The sequence below is a fragment of the Amycolatopsis cihanbeyliensis genome (genome assembly GCF_006715045.1).
Taxonomy (GTDB): Bacteria; Actinomycetota; Actinomycetes; order Mycobacteriales; family Pseudonocardiaceae; genus Amycolatopsis; species Amycolatopsis cihanbeyliensis.
Genome location: NZ_VFML01000001.1, coordinates 1,993,627 through 2,011,702, shown reverse-complemented (window position 1 = coordinate 2,011,702; position 18,076 = coordinate 1,993,627). Strand labels below are relative to the sequence as shown.

General features: G+C 69.0%; 13 protein-coding genes. 8 read left to right on the top strand and 5 right to left on the bottom strand.

Annotated elements, in window-relative coordinates; all coding sequences use genetic code 11:
- On the top strand, positions 1 to 750 hold the full coding sequence (locus FB471_RS08720) for a succinate dehydrogenase/fumarate reductase iron-sulfur subunit (RefSeq protein ID WP_141996815.1): 750 nt from the start codon (positions 1 to 3) through the stop codon (positions 748 to 750).
- A 6-nt stretch (positions 751 to 756) separates the two neighbouring features.
- On the opposite strand, the gene FB471_RS08715 is transcribed toward FB471_RS08720, so the two are convergent.
- The 4 genes from FB471_RS08715 to FB471_RS08700 all read right to left on the bottom strand — a co-directional run bounded on the left by FB471_RS08715 (position 757) and on the right by FB471_RS08700 (position 4,059).
- A complete protein-coding gene (locus tag FB471_RS08715; protein ID WP_141996814.1) occupies positions 757 to 1,611 on the bottom strand; it encodes an amino acid ABC transporter permease in 855 nt (284 codons plus the stop codon).
- Complete coding sequence (locus tag FB471_RS08710; protein ID WP_141996813.1) at positions 1,608 to 2,255, bottom strand: amino acid ABC transporter permease; 648 nt, start codon at positions 2,253 to 2,255, stop codon at positions 1,608 to 1,610. Before FB471_RS08710 ends, FB471_RS08715 begins: the two co-directional genes overlap by 4 nt.
- Positions 2,256 to 2,357: 102 nt before the next feature.
- Complete coding sequence (locus FB471_RS08705; protein WP_141996812.1) at positions 2,358 to 3,275, bottom strand: glutamate ABC transporter substrate-binding protein; 918 nt, start codon at positions 3,273 to 3,275, stop codon at positions 2,358 to 2,360.
- Positions 3,276 to 3,330: 55 nt separating this feature from the next.
- Positions 3,331 to 4,059, bottom strand: a complete 729-nt coding sequence (locus tag FB471_RS08700; RefSeq protein WP_211358212.1) for an amino acid ABC transporter ATP-binding protein — start codon at positions 4,057 to 4,059, stop codon at positions 3,331 to 3,333.
- 313 nt (positions 4,060 to 4,372) lie between these two features.
- Between FB471_RS08700 and miaB the strand changes: the two genes are divergently transcribed.
- From miaB to FB471_RS08665, 7 genes are all read left to right on the top strand, one after another.
- Complete coding sequence (gene miaB / locus FB471_RS08695; RefSeq protein WP_141996810.1) at positions 4,373 to 5,851, top strand: tRNA (N6-isopentenyl adenosine(37)-C2)-methylthiotransferase MiaB; 1,479 nt, start codon at positions 4,373 to 4,375, stop codon at positions 5,849 to 5,851.
- Positions 5,848 to 6,330, top strand: coding sequence for an Rv2732c family membrane protein (locus tag FB471_RS08690; RefSeq protein WP_141996809.1), 483 nt, complete (start codon positions 5,848 to 5,850; stop codon positions 6,328 to 6,330). The genes miaB and FB471_RS08690 overlap by 4 nt, the downstream gene beginning before the upstream one ends.
- Positions 6,331 to 6,546: 216 nt before the next feature.
- The gene (locus tag FB471_RS08685) at positions 6,547 to 7,536 is read left to right on the top strand and encodes a hypothetical protein (RefSeq protein WP_141996808.1); all 990 of its coding nucleotides are present in this window, start codon (positions 6,547 to 6,549) and stop codon (positions 7,534 to 7,536) included.
- 197 nt (positions 7,537 to 7,733) lie between these two features.
- Positions 7,734 to 11,108, top strand: coding sequence for a hypothetical protein (locus tag FB471_RS08680; protein ID WP_141996807.1), 3,375 nt, complete (start codon positions 7,734 to 7,736; stop codon positions 11,106 to 11,108).
- Entirely contained in the window at positions 11,096 to 11,362 is a 267-nt protein-coding gene (locus FB471_RS08675; protein WP_141996806.1) for a hypothetical protein, read from the top strand. The genes FB471_RS08680 and FB471_RS08675 overlap by 13 nt, the downstream gene beginning before the upstream one ends.
- 346 nt (positions 11,363 to 11,708) lie before the next feature.
- Positions 11,709 to 14,051: an AbfB domain-containing protein gene (locus FB471_RS08670; RefSeq protein ID WP_246076305.1), complete on the top strand. Its 2,343-nt coding sequence runs from the start codon at positions 11,709 to 11,711 to the stop codon at positions 14,049 to 14,051.
- A gap of 142 nt (positions 14,052 to 14,193) precedes the next feature.
- Positions 14,194 to 15,549: an MFS transporter gene (locus tag FB471_RS08665; RefSeq protein ID WP_141996805.1), complete on the top strand. Its 1,356-nt coding sequence runs from the start codon at positions 14,194 to 14,196 to the stop codon at positions 15,547 to 15,549.
- On the opposite strand, the gene helR is transcribed toward FB471_RS08665, so the two are convergent.
- Positions 15,535 to 17,772 (bottom strand): RNA polymerase recycling motor ATPase HelR, encoded by a 2,238-nt coding sequence (gene helR, locus FB471_RS08660; RefSeq protein WP_211357990.1) that lies wholly within the window; start codon positions 17,770 to 17,772, stop codon positions 15,535 to 15,537. The two genes, FB471_RS08665 and helR, sit on opposite strands and share 15 nt — an antisense overlap.
- Between the last annotated feature and the right edge of the window lie 304 nt (positions 17,773 to 18,076).

Here is an 18,076-nt window from a genome sequence, read left to right as displayed (position 1 = left end):
ATGGGGTACGAGGCCCGGTTCCGAGTGTGGCGGGGCGACGCAGACTCGGGCGAGCTGCGGGACTTCACGGTGGAGGCGAACGAGGGCGAGGTCGTGCTCGACGTGATCCATCGCCTGCAGGCCACCCAGTGCTCGGACCTGGCGGTGCGCTGGAACTGCAAGGCGGGCAAGTGTGGCTCGTGCTCCGCGGAGATCAACGGGCGGCCGCGGCTGCTGTGCATGACCCGGATGTCCACCTTCGCCGAGGACGAGGTCATCACCGTCACCCCGCTGCGCGCCTTCCCGATCGTGCGTGACCTGGTGACCGACGTGTCGTACAACTACACGAAGGCGCGGGAGGTCCCCTCGTTCACCCCGCCCGCGGACCTCGAGCCCGGTGACTACCGGATGCAGCAGCGGGACGTGCAACGCTCGCAGGAGTTCCGCAAGTGCATCGAATGCTTCCTGTGCCAGGACACCTGCCACGTGGTGCGTGACCACGAGGAGAACAAGGAGTCCTTCGCGGGCCCGCGCTACCTGATGCGTATCGCCGAGTTGGAGATGCACCCGCTGGACGTGGCCGACCGCAGGGACGAGGCGGTGACCGAGCACGGCCTCGGCTACTGCAACATCACCAAGTGCTGCACCGAGGTCTGCCCCGAGGGAATCAAGATCACCGACAACGCGCTGATCCCGATGAAGGAACGCGCCGCCGACAAGCGCTACGACCCCATCGTCTGGCTGGGCAACAAGCTCTTCCGCCGCGGCTGACCGAGGTCAGTTCATCGGCTCGTTGGTGAGGACGATCTCGTCCGCCTTCTTGGCCGGGACGGGTGCCTTCTTGTTACGCCGGTTGCGGCCCTCCAGGTACTTTGCCAGACCGGTCAGTGCGAGGCACATGACGATGTACATGGCCGCGACCACGATCGTGATCGGTACCAGCGGGCGCCCGAAGTCGACGATGCCACCGAGGTAGCGGGCATAGCGCAGCAGTTCCTCGTAGGTGATGAGGAAACCGAGCGCGGTGTCCTTGAGCAGTACCACGAGCTGGCTGATGATCGCGGGCAGCATGGCCCGGAGGGCCTGGGGGAGCAGTACGGTCTGCATGACCTGGGTCTTGCGCATCCCCACCGCGTACGCCGCCTCGCTCTGCCCGGCCGGCAGGGACAGGACCCCGGCCCGGAACACCTCCGCCAGCACGGAACCGTTATAGAGCGTCAGGCCGAGCACGACGGAGTAGAAGGGCGCGCCGAGGCTGATCCCGAAGTGGAAGAAGAAGATCATCACGACCAGCGGCACCGCGCGGAAGAACTCGACGACGATCGTCGCGGGTATCCGGACGGCGGCGTGGTCGGACAGCCGCCCGGCCGCGAAAATCGCACCGAACACCAGCGCGAGCACCGCGCCGACAGCGAACGCGCGCAGCGTGGCGCCGAGCGCGCGCAGCAGTTCGAGCTGGATGGTCTCGTACTCCAGCCAGCTCCACAGCTTGCCGTCGAACTGCCCTTCGTCGGCGAACCGCAGCACGACGAAGCCGACGATCGCGACGATGGCGAGCACTCCGCCACCCGCGTAGATCCAGTGCCGTATCCGCGCCTTCGGCCCGGGCGCGTCGAACAGGACTGAGCTCATCGGGCCACGCTCCACCGCTTCTCGAGGCTACGTTGCAGCAGGGTCATCGGAATGACCAGGATCACGAACCCGAGCGCCACCCAGAGCAGTCCGATCATGACGCTGTACCCGCGCTCGGAAAGGTAGTACTGGATCGAGCCCGCCTCCACCACGGAGAAGCCCGAGGCGATCGTGGTGTTCTTGATCAACGCGATCATCGTGCTCACCATGGGCGGCACCACCGAGCGGGTCGCTTGTGGTAGCACGATGTTGCTCAAGATCTGGCCGAAGGTCAGCCCTACGGCACGACCGGCCTCGGCCTGTCCCACCGGGACGGTGTTGATACCCGACCGCACCACTTCACAGACGAACGCCGAGGTGTACAGCGTCAGTGCGACCACGGCGGCGGTGAAGAACGAGATGTCGACGACCTTCAGCAGTGGAAACGCGAAGGCGAAGAAAAAGAAGATCAGCGTCAACGGGGTGTTGCGGAACAGCGTCACATACGTCGTGCCCGCCGCGCGCAAAACCGGGACCGGGCTCACCCTCAGCATCGCCAGCACAGTGCCCAGCACCAGTGAACCGATCGCGGCCAGCACGAACAGCTCGATGGTGGTGAGAAACCCGGGACCGTACAGGTCGAGATTGTCGAGCAGGACTTCCATTAGGACTCCAGCGTTTCCTCATGCCGCAAGCGCCTGATGGTGGCGGTGAGTACGGACTCGGCCGGCGGGACACCGCGTGCCGCCGCCGGCCGAGAATGGAGATCAGTACCGTTCGATGGTCGGCTTATCGGCGGGCGCGCCGGACTTGCCGAGCGTGGCATCGTAGATCTGGTCCCAGGTGCCGTCGTCCAGTGCCGACTGCAGGATGTCGTTCACCTTCTCCCGCAGCGCCGTGTCCTCCTTGGGGACGCCGACGCCGTAGGGCTCTTCCGAGAAGGTCTCGCCGACGACCTTGAACTTGTCCTGCTCCTCCGCGGCGTAGCCCTTCAGGATCGCGTCGTCGGTGGTGACCGCGTCCACCTTGCCCTGGCTGAGCTGGGTGACGCACTGCGAGTAGGTCTGCAGCTCGACGATGTTGCCGTCCTCCGTGAGGCCCTGCTGGCGGACCCGCTGAATCGGCGTCGAGCCGCTTACCGAGCACACCTTCTTGCCCTTCAGCGTCTCCGGCCCGGTGATGTCGCTGTTGTCCTCGGCGACCAGCAGGCCCTGGCCGGCCACGAAGTACGGCCCTGCGAAGCCGACCTGCTCCTTGCGCTTGTCGTTGATCGTGTAGGTACCGACGTAGTAGTGCACGTCACCGTTGATGAGTGCCTGCTCGCGCCCGGCCGAGGGGACCGGCTTGTACTCGATGCTGTCCGGCTGGAAACCCAGCTTGGCGGTGATCAGCCTGGCGATCTCGATGTCGAAACCGCTGTACTCCTGGGTCGTGGGGTCCAGGTAGCCGAGTCCCGGCTGGTCCTGCTTGACCCCGATGATCGGATGGCCTGCGGACTGCATCTGCTGGAAGGTCGGTGACCCCTCGACGGTGACGTCCTGCGCAACGTCGTAAGTGGGAAGCTGGGCGGCACTGTTGCCGTTGCCGTCCTCGTTGCCCGCGTCGGAAGGGCTGCCTTCCTTGCCACACGCGGTCAGCGCGAGGGCGCCGACCATCAGTCCCGCCGCCAGGGTGCGGATCCTCATGTGCACCTCTCCTGTTTCCTTTGTGGTGTGACGCCCCGCGGGCGTCGGATCGGAACTAGTGGGTAAGGATCTTGCCGAGAAAGTCCTTCGCGCGATCCGATTTCGGCGCGGTGAAGAACTCGCTCGGGGTCGAGTCCTCGACGATCTCACCATCGGACATGAACATGACCCGATGCGCGGCCTTCCGGGCGAAACCCATCTCATGGGTGACCACGAGCATGGTCATTCCGTCCTTGGCGAGGCCGGTCATGGTGTCCAGTACCTCCTGGACCATCTCCGGGTCGAGAGCCGAGGTCGGCTCGTCGAACAGCATCACCTTCGGCTGCATGGCCAGCGCCCTGGCGATCGCCGCCCGCTGCTGTTGACCACCGGACAACTGGGCGGGGTACTTCTCCGCCTGGTTCGTGATGCCGACTCGCTCCAGCAGTTCCATCGCGGTCGTGCGGGCTTCCTCGCCGGACACCTTGCGTACCTTGACCGGCCCGAGCGTGACGTTGTCCAGGATCGTCTTGTGCGCGAACAGGTTGAACTGCTGGAACACCATCCCGACGTCCGCGCGCAGCGCCGCGAGCGCCTTGCCCTCCGCCGGCAGCGGCTGGCCGTCCACCTCGATGTCCCCGGAGTCGATCGGCTCCAGCCGGTTGATCGCCCGGCACAGGGTGGACTTGCCGGAGCCCGAAGGCCCGAGCACGACGACGACCTGCCCTCGCGGGACCTCCATGTTGATGTCCTTGAGCACATGCAGGTCGCCGAAGAACTTGTTCACGGCTGCCGCCTTGATCATCGGCGGCGTCGCTGCGGTCATCTGGCCTCCATGGCGGCGCGCACTGGTCGGTGATGCCCCGGTAGGCATGATCGGCATCTAACACCGAGCGGCCCCCGACGCATACGGGTCGGGTCAAAACGCAACCCTGGCGTCGCCGAATCGGCCTAACGGGTGATCCGGCGAACCGTGGGGAGACTGTAGTCACCGTCCGTTCAACTATGCCAGGGCAGGTCGCGCGGGGTGCGCAGGCCGGCCCGCGTCACGCCCATGGGGGAGCGGCAGCCTACCCTGGAGGATGCAATACCGGTATCGCCGTTGACCAGGAGTTCGGGTGACCCGCAGCTACCAGATCCGCACGTTCGGCTGTCAGATGAACGTGCACGACTCCGAGCGCCTGGCCGGCCAACTGGAGGACGCGGGCTACGTTCCTGCGGACGGCGGGACGCCCGACGTCGTCGTGTTCAACACCTGCGCGGTCCGGGAGAACGCGGACAACAAGCTGTACGGCAACCTGGGCCACCTGCGGCAGGTCAAGGGCACCAACCCCGGGATGCAGATCGCGGTGGGCGGCTGCCTCGCGCAGAAGGACAGGGGCGAGATCGTCAAGCGCGCGCCCTGGGTGGACGTGGTCTTCGGCACGCACAACATCGGTTCGCTGCCGGTGCTGCTGGAGCGGGCCCGGCACAATGCCGAGGCGGAGGTCGAGATCCTCGAGTCGCTGGAGACCTTCCCCTCCACCCTGCCCGCCCGGCGCGACTCGGCCTACTCGGGCTGGGTGTCCATCTCGGTCGGTTGTAACAATACGTGCACGTTTTGCATCGTGCCCTCGCTGCGCGGCAAGGAACGCGACCGCCGCCCCGGTGAGATCCTGGCCGAGGTCGGCGCGCTGGTGGCCGAGGGCGTGCTGGAGGTGACCCTGCTCGGGCAGAACGTGAACTCCTACGGCGTGGAGTTCGGCGAGCGCCAGGCCTTCTCCCGGCTGCTGCGTTCCTGCGGCGCGGTGGACGGACTCGAGCGGGTGCGCTTCACCTCGCCGCACCCCGCCGCCTTCACCGACGACGTGATCGACGCGATGGCCGAGACCCCGAACGTGTGCCACCAGCTGCACATGCCGCTGCAGTCCGGCTCGGATCGGGTGCTGAAGCGGATGCGCCGCTCCTACCGCGCGGCGCGCTTCCTCTCCATCCTGGACAAGGTTCGCGCGGCGATGCCGGACGCGGCGATCACCACCGACATCATCGTCGGCTTCCCCGGGGAGACCGAAGAGGACTTCCAGCAAACCCTGGATGTGGTCCGGCAGGCCCGGTTCTCCAGCGCGTTCACCTTCCAGTACTCCAAGCGGCCGGGCACGCCCGCCGCCGAGATGGAAGGGCAGCTGCCGAAGGAGGTCGTGCAGGAACGCTACGACCGGCTGGTCGAGCTGCAGGACGAGATCGCCTGGGCGGAGAATCGGAAGCTGGTCGGCCGGAAGGTGGAGCTGCTGGTGGCCAGCGGGGAGGGCCGGAAGAACACCGAGACCCTCCGGATGAGTGGCCGCGCCAGGGACGGCAGGCTGGTGCACTTCACCCCGCGGGGCCCCGCCGTGGACCGGTCCGTCCGTCCCGGCGACATCGTGGAGGCCGTGGTCACCTACGGTGCGCCGCACTACCTGGTCGCGGACGGTGACCTGCTCACGCACCGCCGTACCAGGGCGGGGGACAACACCGAGGCGGGAACGCGCCCGAAGACCAGCGGGGTGACCCTCGGGTTGCCGTCCTTCGGTCAGCCGGCCGCGCAGCCCGCCCCGGCCCAGGACGGGTGCTCGCGATGAGCGAGGAAGCGGGTAGCAACCGGAACCCGGAACTGGACGACCTGGCCGCCGACGTCGACCGGGTGGTGACCAGAGCCGCGCGCACGGTCGAGTTCGGCAGGCGCGGGTTCGTGATCGCCGTGGCCACCTTCGTGCTGATCGTCGGCCTGCTGCTGCCCTGGGTCGGTGACCACACGGGCTGGCAGGTGCTCGCCGGCGAGGCCGGCTGGCTTCCCCGGCTGTTCGCCACCACCTCGACCGGGTTCGGCATCCTGGCCTCCGCCCTCGCCCTGATCACCCGCCGGTGGTGGCTGGCCTGGGTCTGCGCCGTCGGCGGGTGGTTCGCCTCCGTGGACGGGCTGCTGGCGATCTGGTCGCAGCAGTCCGCACCGGCCACCGGCGTCGCCGGGGACGGCCCCGGGATCGGGATGATCGTCGCGGTGGTCGCGATGGTCGTGCTCGCCGCGCAGTGGTTGCGTACCGCCTGGTCGCGGACCTGACCGGTAATATTGGTGGCCCTGCTCACCATTCGTTGCTGCGTTCGGCGTAGTGACACTTACCGGCACGGAAGATAGCCTCTGCGTGAGGTTCGCGTTAATCCGCGAGATGAGCGGTTGTAAAATCGGGGGAGTTTCTGATCGACGGGGGGTTTCGTGCGAAGATGCGCGTTCGTTGCTGTTCTTTTGTCCTTGATCTCAGTTAGCGGTCCGCCCCCGGTGTTGGCGAATGAATCAGCCGAGACGCAAAGTGCGGCGGCCGATATTTCGGAGGCCGACCGCGCGTTCGTGTGGTGGATCGCGCGCCGGGACCCGCGCTCGGTGGTACGGGTCGCCGCGTTGCGGGCGGTGGCCTCGACCAACGGTGACGCCGCGATCGAGCGTTTCCTGATCAGCGAGTACGACTACGCCAGGGAACTGGCCGGGCAACGTGCGGCACGCGATGCGGACTTCGCCCGCAGGGTGCTGGAGACGCACACCGCCGAGTTCGCGCCCGAGGTGCATGCCGCGGCGCAACGCGCGGTGGAAGGGACCGATGCCGACCGCGCCTGGTTCGCCGACACCGGGTATGCCGAAGCCGAGGAACGCGACCGGCTGGCCCGCGAGAAGTCCGGCGAGCAGGAGGAGGCGCTGGTCGAGGCCGACCGGGCGTACGTCCGTCACCTCGCATCGAACGATCCCGGGGGCCAGGTCCGCGCCGCGGCGCAGTGGGCCGCTCGCCCCGCAGCGGACGATGGTGACCTCGTCGAGTTCTTCGCCTATGACTGGGCCAGCGCCGCGCGACTGGACCTCGAAGCGCATCGCCTGCGCATGGCGGACAACGACGTCGCATGGCGCGCCACCGTCAACCGGCTGATCACCGAGGCACAGGCCGCGGAACAGGCCGCGTCGGACGCCGCCGGCGAGGCTGCCGAGCAGGCGAGGGCGGCGGCCGCCAGGGCATGGCGCACGGCCGCCGACAACACCGGTGAGCCCAGGACCGCCTGGGCCGAGGCAGGCGAGATCGCACGGGAACAGGCGGCGAACTGGCATGCCGTCGCGGAGGCCGCGCGCGAAGCGACCGGGCCGAACTGGGCCGCCGCCGTCGATTTCTCTACCGAGAACGAACAGCAGTGGACCACCGAGCGGGACACGATCGCCGAGCAGGCGCGATTCTGGAACGAATTGTTGGAACAAGCGCTTGCCGGTGAGCGGCGCATGCTCCAGTAGAACCGACAGCTCAGCCGAGTCTATTTTTGTTTTTTTTCTTCTGGAGGTTTGTGGTGCGCGTAGTCTGGCATGCGCGAAGAACCCTCATTCTGGCACTGGTGCTCGCCGTTCTGGCGACCTTGGTCAATCCGACCGCCCCCGCGCCGTGGCGTCTCACAGCGGCCGCGGAAACCACGGCCACGGAGACCGACCGCCCGATGCCGGAATCCGAGTATGAGGAGTGGGACGGCGAAACCGGCTTACCGGATTTCGATCCGCGGTTGCGCCAGTTGGTGGCGGATATCGCCGAGCTGGACGAGGACGTGGAGGTGCGGGAGGCGGCGCAGGCCGCGCTGGACGCGCGCACCGACGCGGCGGTGATGGAGTTCCTGGAGACGGGGCATCCGGAGGCGAAGGCGCGGGCGGAGGAGCGCAAGGAGGAGACCGCCCGGCTGAACCGGGAGGCCATCGAGGAGATGGTCGGCACGGGTGGGCCGTACTTCAACGCCGAGGTGGAGCGGGTGCTCGCCGGGTCGGACTACGACCGGGCCGTGTTCCTGGACTATGGGGCGGATATCGCCAGGGCGCGGGACGAGCAGACCGCCGAGCGGGACGCGGAGCGGATGGCTGCGCTGCGGACGCGGGTGCAACTGCTGGTGGGCTCCGCGGGGCCGGAGGTGTCGGCTGCCGCGCAGGCGGCGTTGGATGCCGGGACCGACGCGGCGATCGTGGAGTTCCTGGAGACCGGGTACCTGACGGCGGCCGAGCGGGACGCGGCTGCCCGTGAGGAGTACCTGCGACAGCAGCGGGAGCGGGAGAAGGCGGCCGAGGAGCTCAGCGAGCTGGCCAAGAAGGCCGAGCGTGCTTCCAAGGCGCGGCGGAACCTGCTGTCCGCGCACGGGGACGGGGTCCGGGCGCTGCAACGGGCCGCGAACGCGATGACCCTGGCCTCCAATGAGGCGCGGGAGGCCGCGCAGATCCTGGCCGCGAACGAGGCCGGTGGGCACCACAACGGGTCGTTCTCCGAGGTGAAGCGGGAGGTCGAGCGGCAGCTCGGTTATGCCGGTAGCGCTGCCGAGCGGGCTGATGCCGCCTCCGCTCGGGCGCGGGGCGAGGCCGACATCCTTATCGAGACCGGGTTGACCTACGGAGCGGACTGGGCGGATATTGCCGAGGGGATGGCCGCTGCCGCGCAGGCCGCGGTGGGTGCGGTGCAGACCGCGCAGCATGCGGTGGTGGCTACGGAGGCCACGGACAAGGCGAACGAGGGTCAGGAGAAGGCCGAGGCGCATGCCGAGCAGGCCCGCCGGTGGCGCCAGCACGCCGAGGAGCACGCGGCCTCGGCCGCGTCGCTGGCCGAGGCCGCCCAGGCGCAGGCCGTGGCGGCCCGGCATGCGGCGGATCAGGCCAGGCGAGCGCGGATCCAGGCGCAGGAGGCCGAGCAGCGGGCCTGGGCGGCGGCGGAGCGGACCCGGCAGGCCCGGCTGACCGCGGAGGCGGAGCAGCGCAAGGCGGCCGAGGCGCGGCAGCGTGCCGAGACCGAACGGGCCAATGCCGCCGCGGCGCGGCAGCGGGCCCAGCAGCAGGCCGCGGTCGCGGCCCGGGCGCGGTCCACCGCCGAGTACAAGGCCAGTGTCGCCGCCGGGGCACGGGCACGGGCCGAGCAGCAGGACCGCGTCGCGGGCCAGGCCAAGAATCACGCACTTGAACAGGAGCGCAAGGCAGCGCAGGCAAGGCAGCGTGCGGTGCGGGCGAACTACGCCAACAATGCGAAACAGGCAAGGGCAAGGGCACTCGAGGCCATCGCGGCATCGGCCGAAGGCAGCGAGAACGAAGAAGCCGCGCGTAGGGCAGCGAATCAAGCCCGCGCGGAGGCCAATACGGCCGCTGGTGCCGCGACCGATGCGGGTAACGCAGCTCACCTCGCTACGGGGGCGGCAGCCACGGCGCGGATGTACGCGACGGAGGCGACCCGGGCCGCTGCGCGGGCCAGGGCGGCCGCGCGGGAGGCCGAAGCGGCCGCGGCGCGGGCGGATGCGGCCGCGGATGAGGCCGAGGCGGCCGCGGCCGAGACGCATGCTGCGGCGACGGAGGCCAACGCCAAGGCCAAGGAGGCCACCGCGGCCGAGGCACGCGCGGCGCAGCATGCCCGTAACGCGGCAAACCTGGCGCGGCAGGCGGCCGACGAGGCGATGCGGGCGTTGTGGGCTGCGCAGCGCACCAAGGACGAGGCTGCCGCCGCGGAGGCCGAGGCCGTATCGGCCGCGACCCAGGCCGGGATCGCGGTGCGGGCGGCCATGTCGGCACGGTCCTCCTCGGAGGGCATCACCGACCCGGCGAACACGGCGATCACCATCGTGGCCCCGTTCACCGGGGAGGACATCGACGCGGACTTCGCCGCCCTGGTGGCCGAACAGGCCCAGCAGGTCGGCGAGGAGCAGGCCGCGGCGGCGCAGCAGCGCGCCGACGAAGCCGTGGCCGCGGCACGGGCCGCACGCAAGGCCGCGGACGAGGCGGACAAGGAGGTCAAACCGGCCTTCGACGCCGCGGCCAGGGCGGCCGAGTCGGCATCCGCCGCCGCGGACTCCGCCGCGCGGGCGCAGCGGGCAGCGGCGGACGCCGCGGCCGAGGGTGCCAAGGCACGGGAGGCCGCCGCCAGCGCCAACCGCGCCGACGCGCAGGCTCAGGAGGACGCCCGCAAGGCACGAGCGGCCGCCAACGCCGCGGCAAGGGACGCCGCACTGGCCGGTCGTTCCGCCGACGCCGCCGAGCAGGAGGCGGCCAACGCACGGGCCGCGGCCAACGCGGCCGCGCAGGACGCCGCGGCCGCGCGTAATGCCGCCGCCCAAGCGCAACGCGACGCCGCGGCAGCCCAGGCCGCTGCCAAGAGCGCCCAGCAACACGCCGAGGAGGCCGCCGAAGCCGCCAAGAACGCCCGGCAGAGCGCGGTGGATGCGCAACGAGCCGCTGAGGCTGCGGAAGCGCGGGCACGCGAGGCAGCCGAGCGGGCCGAGGCCGAGCGGCGGGCCGCCGGCCAGCCGGGCAGCAACCTGCGGCATCTCTACAACAAGCAGTTCCTGGTCACCACCGATCAAGATCTGCCGTTGCATGTCACTGCTGAGGAGGTCCTGCGCGAGCTAAAACGTTGCTTCAACTGCAGCTTTCCGATTGACGGTGCACCGGCTGACTTTCCCGTGGACGGGCAGCACATCCCGTTGGACGCCTGCCTGCCGATCCTCGGGTTCATCTGCATGGATGCCCCGGTCAAGGCCTACACTCTCAAGGAGAACGGCCAGTGGGCCGGATTCCGCTTCATCGCGCAGGAAGGCCACTTCGATGGCGCAGGATCGGTTATCGACTTCCGGTTCTACACCAACAGCAAAAGCATGTTGGTGATGGAGGTTGACGCCAGGGTGTCGGACCCATCGGCGCCGGATTTCATCAACGAGCAGGTCGCGCTTACCAAGTGGGACTCATTCCGCGAGGCTCTCGGGCAGAACATACACGAGCACGGCTTCGGTCCTAACTCAGCAGGGGCACGATACGCTCGGGCAATGTGCACTCCGCAGCAGGAAGGGAGGTGCTCACGCTGACCCTGGTCGACACCGCGAGTTGGCTGAGCTGGATCACAGCCTATCTGCTCGGTATGTATGCGATTCACCGGTATGGGAAGTCCCGAATGCGGTACGTCCTCGTGTTCATTGGCCTTGCGCTCGGCGTGATTGGCTATCTGGTGGTCGCCTGGCGCTTCGGGCGCTGGCCCGCCCTGTACGCCGGGATGACTCTGACCGCCGGACTCGCGGTGTTCCTCGCCCTTGCCAGACGCCGAGCCGACCGCTGTGGGTGACCCCTTGAGTTCAGCCATTGCGGTGGTTTGATGTTGTTCTTGCCGCGGCGGCCTTGTTCGCGGTGGGTGGGGTGTTGAGGCGGATGACCGGGTGGTGCCGCGGGTTAAGTCCAGGTGCATCGGTTGTGATTAATGGATACGACATTTGGTCCGGCGACGCTCCGCGCGGAGTGTCGCAGGCTTCCTTTCTTCCGTAAAGCCAGACGTTGTACATGTGCTATTCCAGATCGATAAACCTTTGAGGGGGGTCTCCAGATGGGCATTGTCCAGTCGATTCACTTAGACAGTTCCGGTGCTCGATGAAAGGCGAATGATGTTGAAAAGACCGACAAGACGATGGAGACGTGTGGTCGTCGCGGTCGCGATCTGTGCGGTCCCGGCGGGACTGCTGAGCCCGGTCGCGACGGCCGATCCGGCGCAGGGCGCCCCGGCCGCCCAGCAGGCGGAGGCAGCCGAGGTGCCGGACGCCACCCTGCAGGACAAGGTCCGGGCGGCCTCGGCGCTGGGGATCGTGGCCGACGATGAGCTGCTGGTGCTCGGCGACCGCAACTTCGTGTTCGAGCTGTGGAGCCGGGCCGAAGGTGAAGAGGTGCGCGCCTCGGCGGAGCTGGCGCTGGGCGAGACGGACTCGGACGCCGCCTGCACGGCGTGGATCAAGAACGGTGTGCACGAGGCGGTCAAGCGGGACCAGGCCGACGAGCTGCGCGACGCGGAGAAGGCGCGGATCGCGCGTGAGCTGAAACGCAACGGCGCGATGGTGATCGGGATCGAACCGCCACCGGAGATGCTGGTGCTGGGCTACCGGGACTTCGTCTACGAGTTGTGGGATCGGGCCGAGGGCGAGCGGGTGAAGGCCGCGGCGCTGGAGGCTTTCGGGGCGGACGAGGCCGCGCAGAAGCAGTTCCTCGCCGAGGGTATCCGCGAGGCACACGAGCAGGACCAACTCGACGCGATCGAGGAGGACGAGCAGGCCTCGGAGGAGGAGAAGGCCCGGCAGCGCGCCCGCGCCGCCAAGGACAGGGCGATGCGCTCGGTGCTCGGTGTGGTGCCCACCGAGGGGATGCTCGACCTCTCCGACGACAACTTCATCCGTGAGGTGTGGGACCGCGCCGAACCGGACACCGAGGTGCAGGCGGCGGCGGTCGCGGCGCTGCGCAGCTCGGACCCGGCGGTGTGGAAGCAGTTCATCGAGGTCGGTATCTACGATGCCGACGAGCGAGACAAGGCCAACGAACTGCGTGAGCAGGAGGAGGCCGACCGCAAGCGGGTCCTGGAGATCAAGACTTGGGCCGAGAACAGCTTGGTGCACCCGGGCTTGGCGCACGCGGCGCAGACGGCGTTGGATTCCGGACCCGCCGATGTGTCGCATTTCCTACGCTACGGTCAGTACGACGCGTTGGTGCAGTCCCTGCAGGCCGACACCCGGGGCGTGCGCGGCTGGTACATCCGTAACGGGGAGGACGGGCCCGCCTCGATCCATCCCGGCGAGCCGGTTCCCGGCCCGGAGGTCGGCACGGACGCCAACTGGAAGGTCATCCGCGGCCTGGCCGACCCGGAGTGCCACTCGATGGAGGTCGTCGGCCGGCCGGGGGTCTACCTGCGGCAGCAGGATCTGCGGGTCAAGGTGCAGCCCAGCGACGGAAGCGACCAGTTCCGCGCGGACGCGACCTGGTGCTCCGAGCTTGGCCTGCAGGGTGGCGGCGTCTCGCTGGAGTCGTTCGGCCAGCCCGGCCGGTACCTGCGGCATATCGACGGCCAGCTGTGGGCCGCCAACGACAGTGGCGAGCACTGGTTCGACAACGCCGGTTTGTTCATCTACGACGCCAGTTGGCGGGTACACGGCGAGAACCCGGTGAGCACCGGCCTGCTGCTGCGGTGGCTGAACGACGACCAGATACGGGGGCGTCTTGGTTGGCCGGTGGACGAGGAGCAGGCGGACGGCGACGTGCGGTGGCGCGACTACGAGCACGGCCGGATGTACTGGACCGGTGAAACCGGGGCCAAGCAGATGGAAGGCCCCGTCCTCACGAAGTACGTCGACCTCGGCGGGCACCGCACGGCGATCGGCGTGCCGATCACCGACCAACACAAGACCCCGGACGGTATCGGCCGGTACAACCACTTCAGCCACGGACCCGGCGCCTCGATCTACTGGTCCCCGGACACCGGGGCGCACCTGATCCACGGCGCGATCCGGAAGAAGTGGGCCGAACTCGGCTGGGAGAAGGGTCTGTTCGGCTACCCGATCACCGATGAGCTCGTTGCCTCCGATGGCGTCGGCCGGTACAACGACTTCGACTACCCGGACGGTGGCTCGATCTACTGGTCCCCGGACAGCGGAGCGCATGAGATCCACGGCGCGATCCGGAGCATCTGGAAGCGGCTCGGTGCCGAACAGGAGCTCGGCTACCCGACCACTGATGAGACCAAGACCCCGGACGGGGTCGGGCGGTACAACCACCTCACCCACCCGGATGGCGCCTCGATCTACTGGTCCCCGAACAGCGGGGCGCATGCGGTGCGGGGCAAGATCCGGGACAAGTGGTCCGCACTCGGCTGGGAGAGGTCGCGGCTGGGCTACCCAGTCGCCGGGCAGACCGAATCCGGGGGTGTGCTGACCCAGCGGTTCCAGGGTGGCCGGATCGAGCACGACAAGGAGACCGGCCGGACCACCGTGCACTACGGATAACCGAATACGCATCCGAACCGGCCCCGGCGGCAGCGACCGCCGGGGCCGGTTCGCGTCGGGCATCAGGATCGCGGGCTGGCGTGTTCCGTGTCACAATGGTATACAAGTTACAGAATACAGTATACGAACTACGGGAGCTCTTATGCGTGGGTCGAGTTCTCCTTCCGTCCCGCATGAGGTGCGCGACTTCTACGGCAGGCGGCATCGCGTCGGCGTGAGCGACCGGGAGCTGCTCGGGAAGTCCCGGCGCTGGATGCTGTGGGCGGCGTGGGCCGCGATGCTGGTGGCGAGTCTCGGGCAGTACGGCTACGGTGCGCTGGTTCCGGTGCTCGGCGACCGGCACGGTTGGACGGTCACCCACGCGTTGTCCGTGCTCGCGATCTGGACCTGCTGCCAGAGCCTCACCGTGTATCCCGTGGCCAGGCTGCGGCACCGGCTGCGGTTGGCTCCGGTGGTGCCGATGGCCGCGGGCGCGGTGCTCACCGCGAACGGCCTGATCACGCTCGGCGCCTCGGGTGGTTTTCTGGTGGCCGTGCTGAGCCATGCCGTGCTCGGTGGGCTCGGGGCCGGGCTGATCTACGGGACGGCGTTGGGCGTCGTCGCGAAGTGGTACCCGGAGCGACCGGCGCGGACCTCGTTCGTGAGCGGGGCTTTCGCATACGGCTCGATTCCGTTCCTGGTGGTGGCGGGTTGGCTCGTCGGTGCGGGCGGGGTCGATCTGCTGCTCGTGCTGTCCGGGACAGCGGTGCTGCTGGTGGCCGGTGCGGCCGCCGCCGTGCTCCGTGATCCGCCGGACGGCTGGTGGCCCGCGCACATCGACCCGCGACTGTGGGCGGTCGACAAATCGGTCAACCCCGGCTTGCGGAACAACAAACCCGCCGTGCGCCGGTACACCCCCCGCGAGGTGCTGCGGACCCGGGTGTCGGCCCTGCTCTACCTCGCGGTGGCGTGCACCGCATCGGTCTCCCTTTTCGATCTGGCCTACCTGGCCTTGCTGGCCACGCGGGACCACGCGGGGCTACCGATAGCGGCCGCCGCCGTCGGGGCGCTGGCCGGGGCGAGCGGGCTCGCGCGGCTGGCCGCGGGATGGGCGGGGGAGCGGCTCGGCCGGGCGCGGCTGGTTCGGCGCGCGCTCGCGGCGGGGGCCGTGGCCCAACTGGTGTTGCTGTTCGCCGGCCTGCATGGCCTGTGGTGGCTGCTGCTGGCCGGTGCGTTCGTCGCGGGAGCGAGTGCGGGCACGTGCTACGCGGTCCTGCCCGGCCTGGCCGAAGCGCATTTCGGCGAACATCCAGGGCTACCCATCTTCAGCCTGTTCTACGGCGCGAAGGCCTCCGGCGGGTTGGTGGGTATCGGCTTGGCGATGATCTTCGCGGATCCGGTGGGGCCGACGTTGGCCTTTCCCATCGTGGCCGTGCTGAGCCTTGCGGGCGCGGCGCTGGTTCGCACGCTCCGCCGCCCGGGGATGCCGACGTTGCTGCCTCCGTCACCCGCGGGGTAGGCCGCGGGTGAGCGGTTGTTCCTGCCTCGTGGGTGTCCCGATATCGGCGAGTCCGGTCAGGGGCCGCGGCAATGGGCCGTGGTGCAGGACGCCGAGCCGCTGGGTGGCGCGGGTGAGGGCGACGTAGAGTTCGGCCGCGCCGCGCGGGCCGCCGGCGAGGATCCTCGCCGGTTCCACGACCAGGACGGAGTCGAACTCCAGGCCCTTCGTCTCCGAGGGCGGCACAGTCGCCATCCCGCCCGGCATACCCGGTGGCCCGATCACGACGCTGGTGCCTTCGCGTGTGGCTTCGTCCCGTACGAACTCCTCGACGGCAGCGGGCAGCTCGTCCTCGGTGACCCGCCTGGACCATGGCCGGACGCCGCACGCGCGGACCGACTCCGGTGGCTGGACCGCGGGTGTGAACTCGGCGAGCAGCGCGGCGGCGACGCTCATGATCTCCGCCGGGGTGCGGTAGTTCACCGACAGCGACCGGTAGACCCAACGGCCCGGCACGTACGGCTCCAGCATCGTGTCCCACGATGTCGCTCCGGCCGCCGACCGGCGTTGGGCGAGGTCGCCGACCACCGTGAAGGATCGGCCGGGGCAGCGCCGCATCAGCACCCGCCAGTCCATCTCGGACAGCTCTTGGGCCTCGTCGACCACGACGTGCCGGTAGGTCCAGTCCCGGTCCGCGGCGGCGCGCTCGACGAGTTCACGGGTGTCGCGCTCGCCGAACCGGTCGGCCAGGTCCTCGCCGAAGAGCAGGTCCGTGGCGAACAGGTGGTCCTCGTCGTCCATCGAGTCCTTGCGGTCGACGAGCAGGTCCATCACGCCGGCGGCGTACTCGGCCTCGGTCTTCCGTTCCCGCTCGAGGGCCCGCTCGGCGGCCCGGTCGGCCGACTTGTCGCGGCCCAGCAGGTCGACCAGCTCGTCGAGCAGCGGTATGTCCGATACCGTCCAGGCGTCGCCGCGTGCCCGCGACAACGACTGGTCGGCTCCGGCCGCCCGTAGCCGGTCGGGGGAGGAGTACAGCGACGCCAGCAGCGCCTCCGGCGTCAGTATCGGCCAGAGCTCGTCGAGCGCCGCGGCGAACATGTCGTCCTCCGCGAGCTCCTCGAGCAGGTCCGCCCGCAGCTCCTCCCATGCTTCGCGGTCCTCCCGGGTCAGCCAGCCCCGGCCGATCCGGCCTATCGCCCGTTCGGTGAGCACCCACGTGACGATCTCACCGAACACCGCGCGGGCCTCGTTGTGCGGCAGCCCGCTCGCGCGCGCTTCCTCCCTGGCCCATTCGGCGGTCTCGGCGTCGATCCGGACCGTGACGTCCGCCAGCTCGATGGGCAGCGGATACTCCGGCAGCCGCTGCCGGTCGGCGACCGCCGCCGCGAGCACGTCGAGCATCTTCAGCGAACCCTTGAGCCGCGCTGCTTCCGGGGGGTCCTCCGCGGTGACGCGCAGGCCGGGCACCAGGTCGCCGGTGGTCATGAACACCACGTCGGACTCACCCAGCGACGGCAGTACGCGGCCGATGTGGTTCAGGAACGCCGGGTTGGGCCCGACCACGAGCACGCCATGACGTTCCATCCGCTCCCGGTGCGTGTAGAGCAGGTACGCGACGCGGTGCAGCGCCACCACGGTCTTCCCCGTACCCGGGCCACCCTCGACCACCAGGACCCCTGGGTGATCGAGCCGGATGATCTCGTCCTGCTCGGCCTGGATCGTCGCCACGATGTCGCGCATCCCGTCACCGCGCGGCGCGTTGACCGCCGCGAGCAGCGCCGCGTCCCCCCGATCGTCGCCGCCGGGTCGGCCGAGCACCTCGTCGGTGAAATCGACCACCTGGCGCCCGCGGGTGTGGAACTGACGGCGCCTGCGCATGTTCTCCGGTGTCGCGGCGGTGGCGACGTAGAACCCCCGCGCGGCCGGTGCCCGCCAGTCGAGCAACACCGGTTCGTACTCGTTCTCCTCGTCGAAAAGGCCGATCCGGCCGATATACGAATGTTCGCCCGAAACGGTGTCCAACCGGCCGAAACACAGCCCGTTGTCCACGACGTCCAGCCGCCGCGCCTCCGTGGCCAGCGCACGCACCCGGACGTCCCGTTCCATGGGTGTCTCGCCGTTTCCCCGCAGTGCCGCCTTGTACTCGCCCCTCACTCGCGCGCGCTCGGCGTCGAGTCGCGCGTAGAGCCCGGCCACGTAGCTCCGCTCGGACCGCAATTCATCGTCGTACCCCTGAGTAGACACATTCCCCTCACGGCGTTTAAACTGAAATTTGTCGTCCACCTATGCCGAGTCCCGCGCGGACCACGAGGTGCCTTATTCTGCGGTCGGGTTATTCAGGTCTGCAATTCGCCTCGTCAGTGCGGTGGCCTGCAACGACCGCTCGCACGGGTCTGGCGGCCCGCGGTCGCTGGGCCGTTCTGAATAACCCTCGAGGAAACCGTTTCCGCGGGTTCTGGCTTCGGCCGGTGATTCTGCGGTACGACCGGGGCTTGCCACAAGTCCCCCAGTGCGCTATATATTGAAAGTGGCAGGGAGCAGGCATGCT

What these genes read in the sequence shown, in the direction of transcription:
- FB471_RS08720 (WP_141996815.1), top strand. Translation starts at nt 1, where the DNA reads ATGGGGTACGAGGCCCGGTTCCGAGTGTGGCGGGGCGACGCAGACTCG.
- FB471_RS08715 (WP_141996814.1), bottom strand. Translation starts at nt 1,611, where the DNA reads ATGAGCTCAGTCCTGTTCGACGCGCCCGGGCCGAAGGCGCGGATACGG.
- FB471_RS08710 (WP_141996813.1), bottom strand. Translation starts at nt 2,255, where the DNA reads ATGGAAGTCCTGCTCGACAATCTCGACCTGTACGGTCCCGGGTTTCTC.
- FB471_RS08705 (WP_141996812.1), bottom strand. Translation starts at nt 3,275, where the DNA reads ATGAGGATCCGCACCCTGGCGGCGGGACTGATGGTCGGCGCCCTCGCG.
- FB471_RS08700 (WP_211358212.1), bottom strand. Translation starts at nt 4,059, where the DNA reads ATGATCAAGGCGGCAGCCGTGAACAAGTTCTTCGGCGACCTGCATGTG.
- FB471_RS08690 (WP_141996809.1), top strand. Translation starts at nt 5,848, where the DNA reads ATGAGCGAGGAAGCGGGTAGCAACCGGAACCCGGAACTGGACGACCTG.
- FB471_RS08680 (WP_141996807.1), top strand. Translation starts at nt 7,734, where the DNA reads ATGCCGGAATCCGAGTATGAGGAGTGGGACGGCGAAACCGGCTTACCG.
- FB471_RS08665 (WP_141996805.1), top strand. Translation starts at nt 14,194, where the DNA reads ATGCGTGGGTCGAGTTCTCCTTCCGTCCCGCATGAGGTGCGCGACTTC.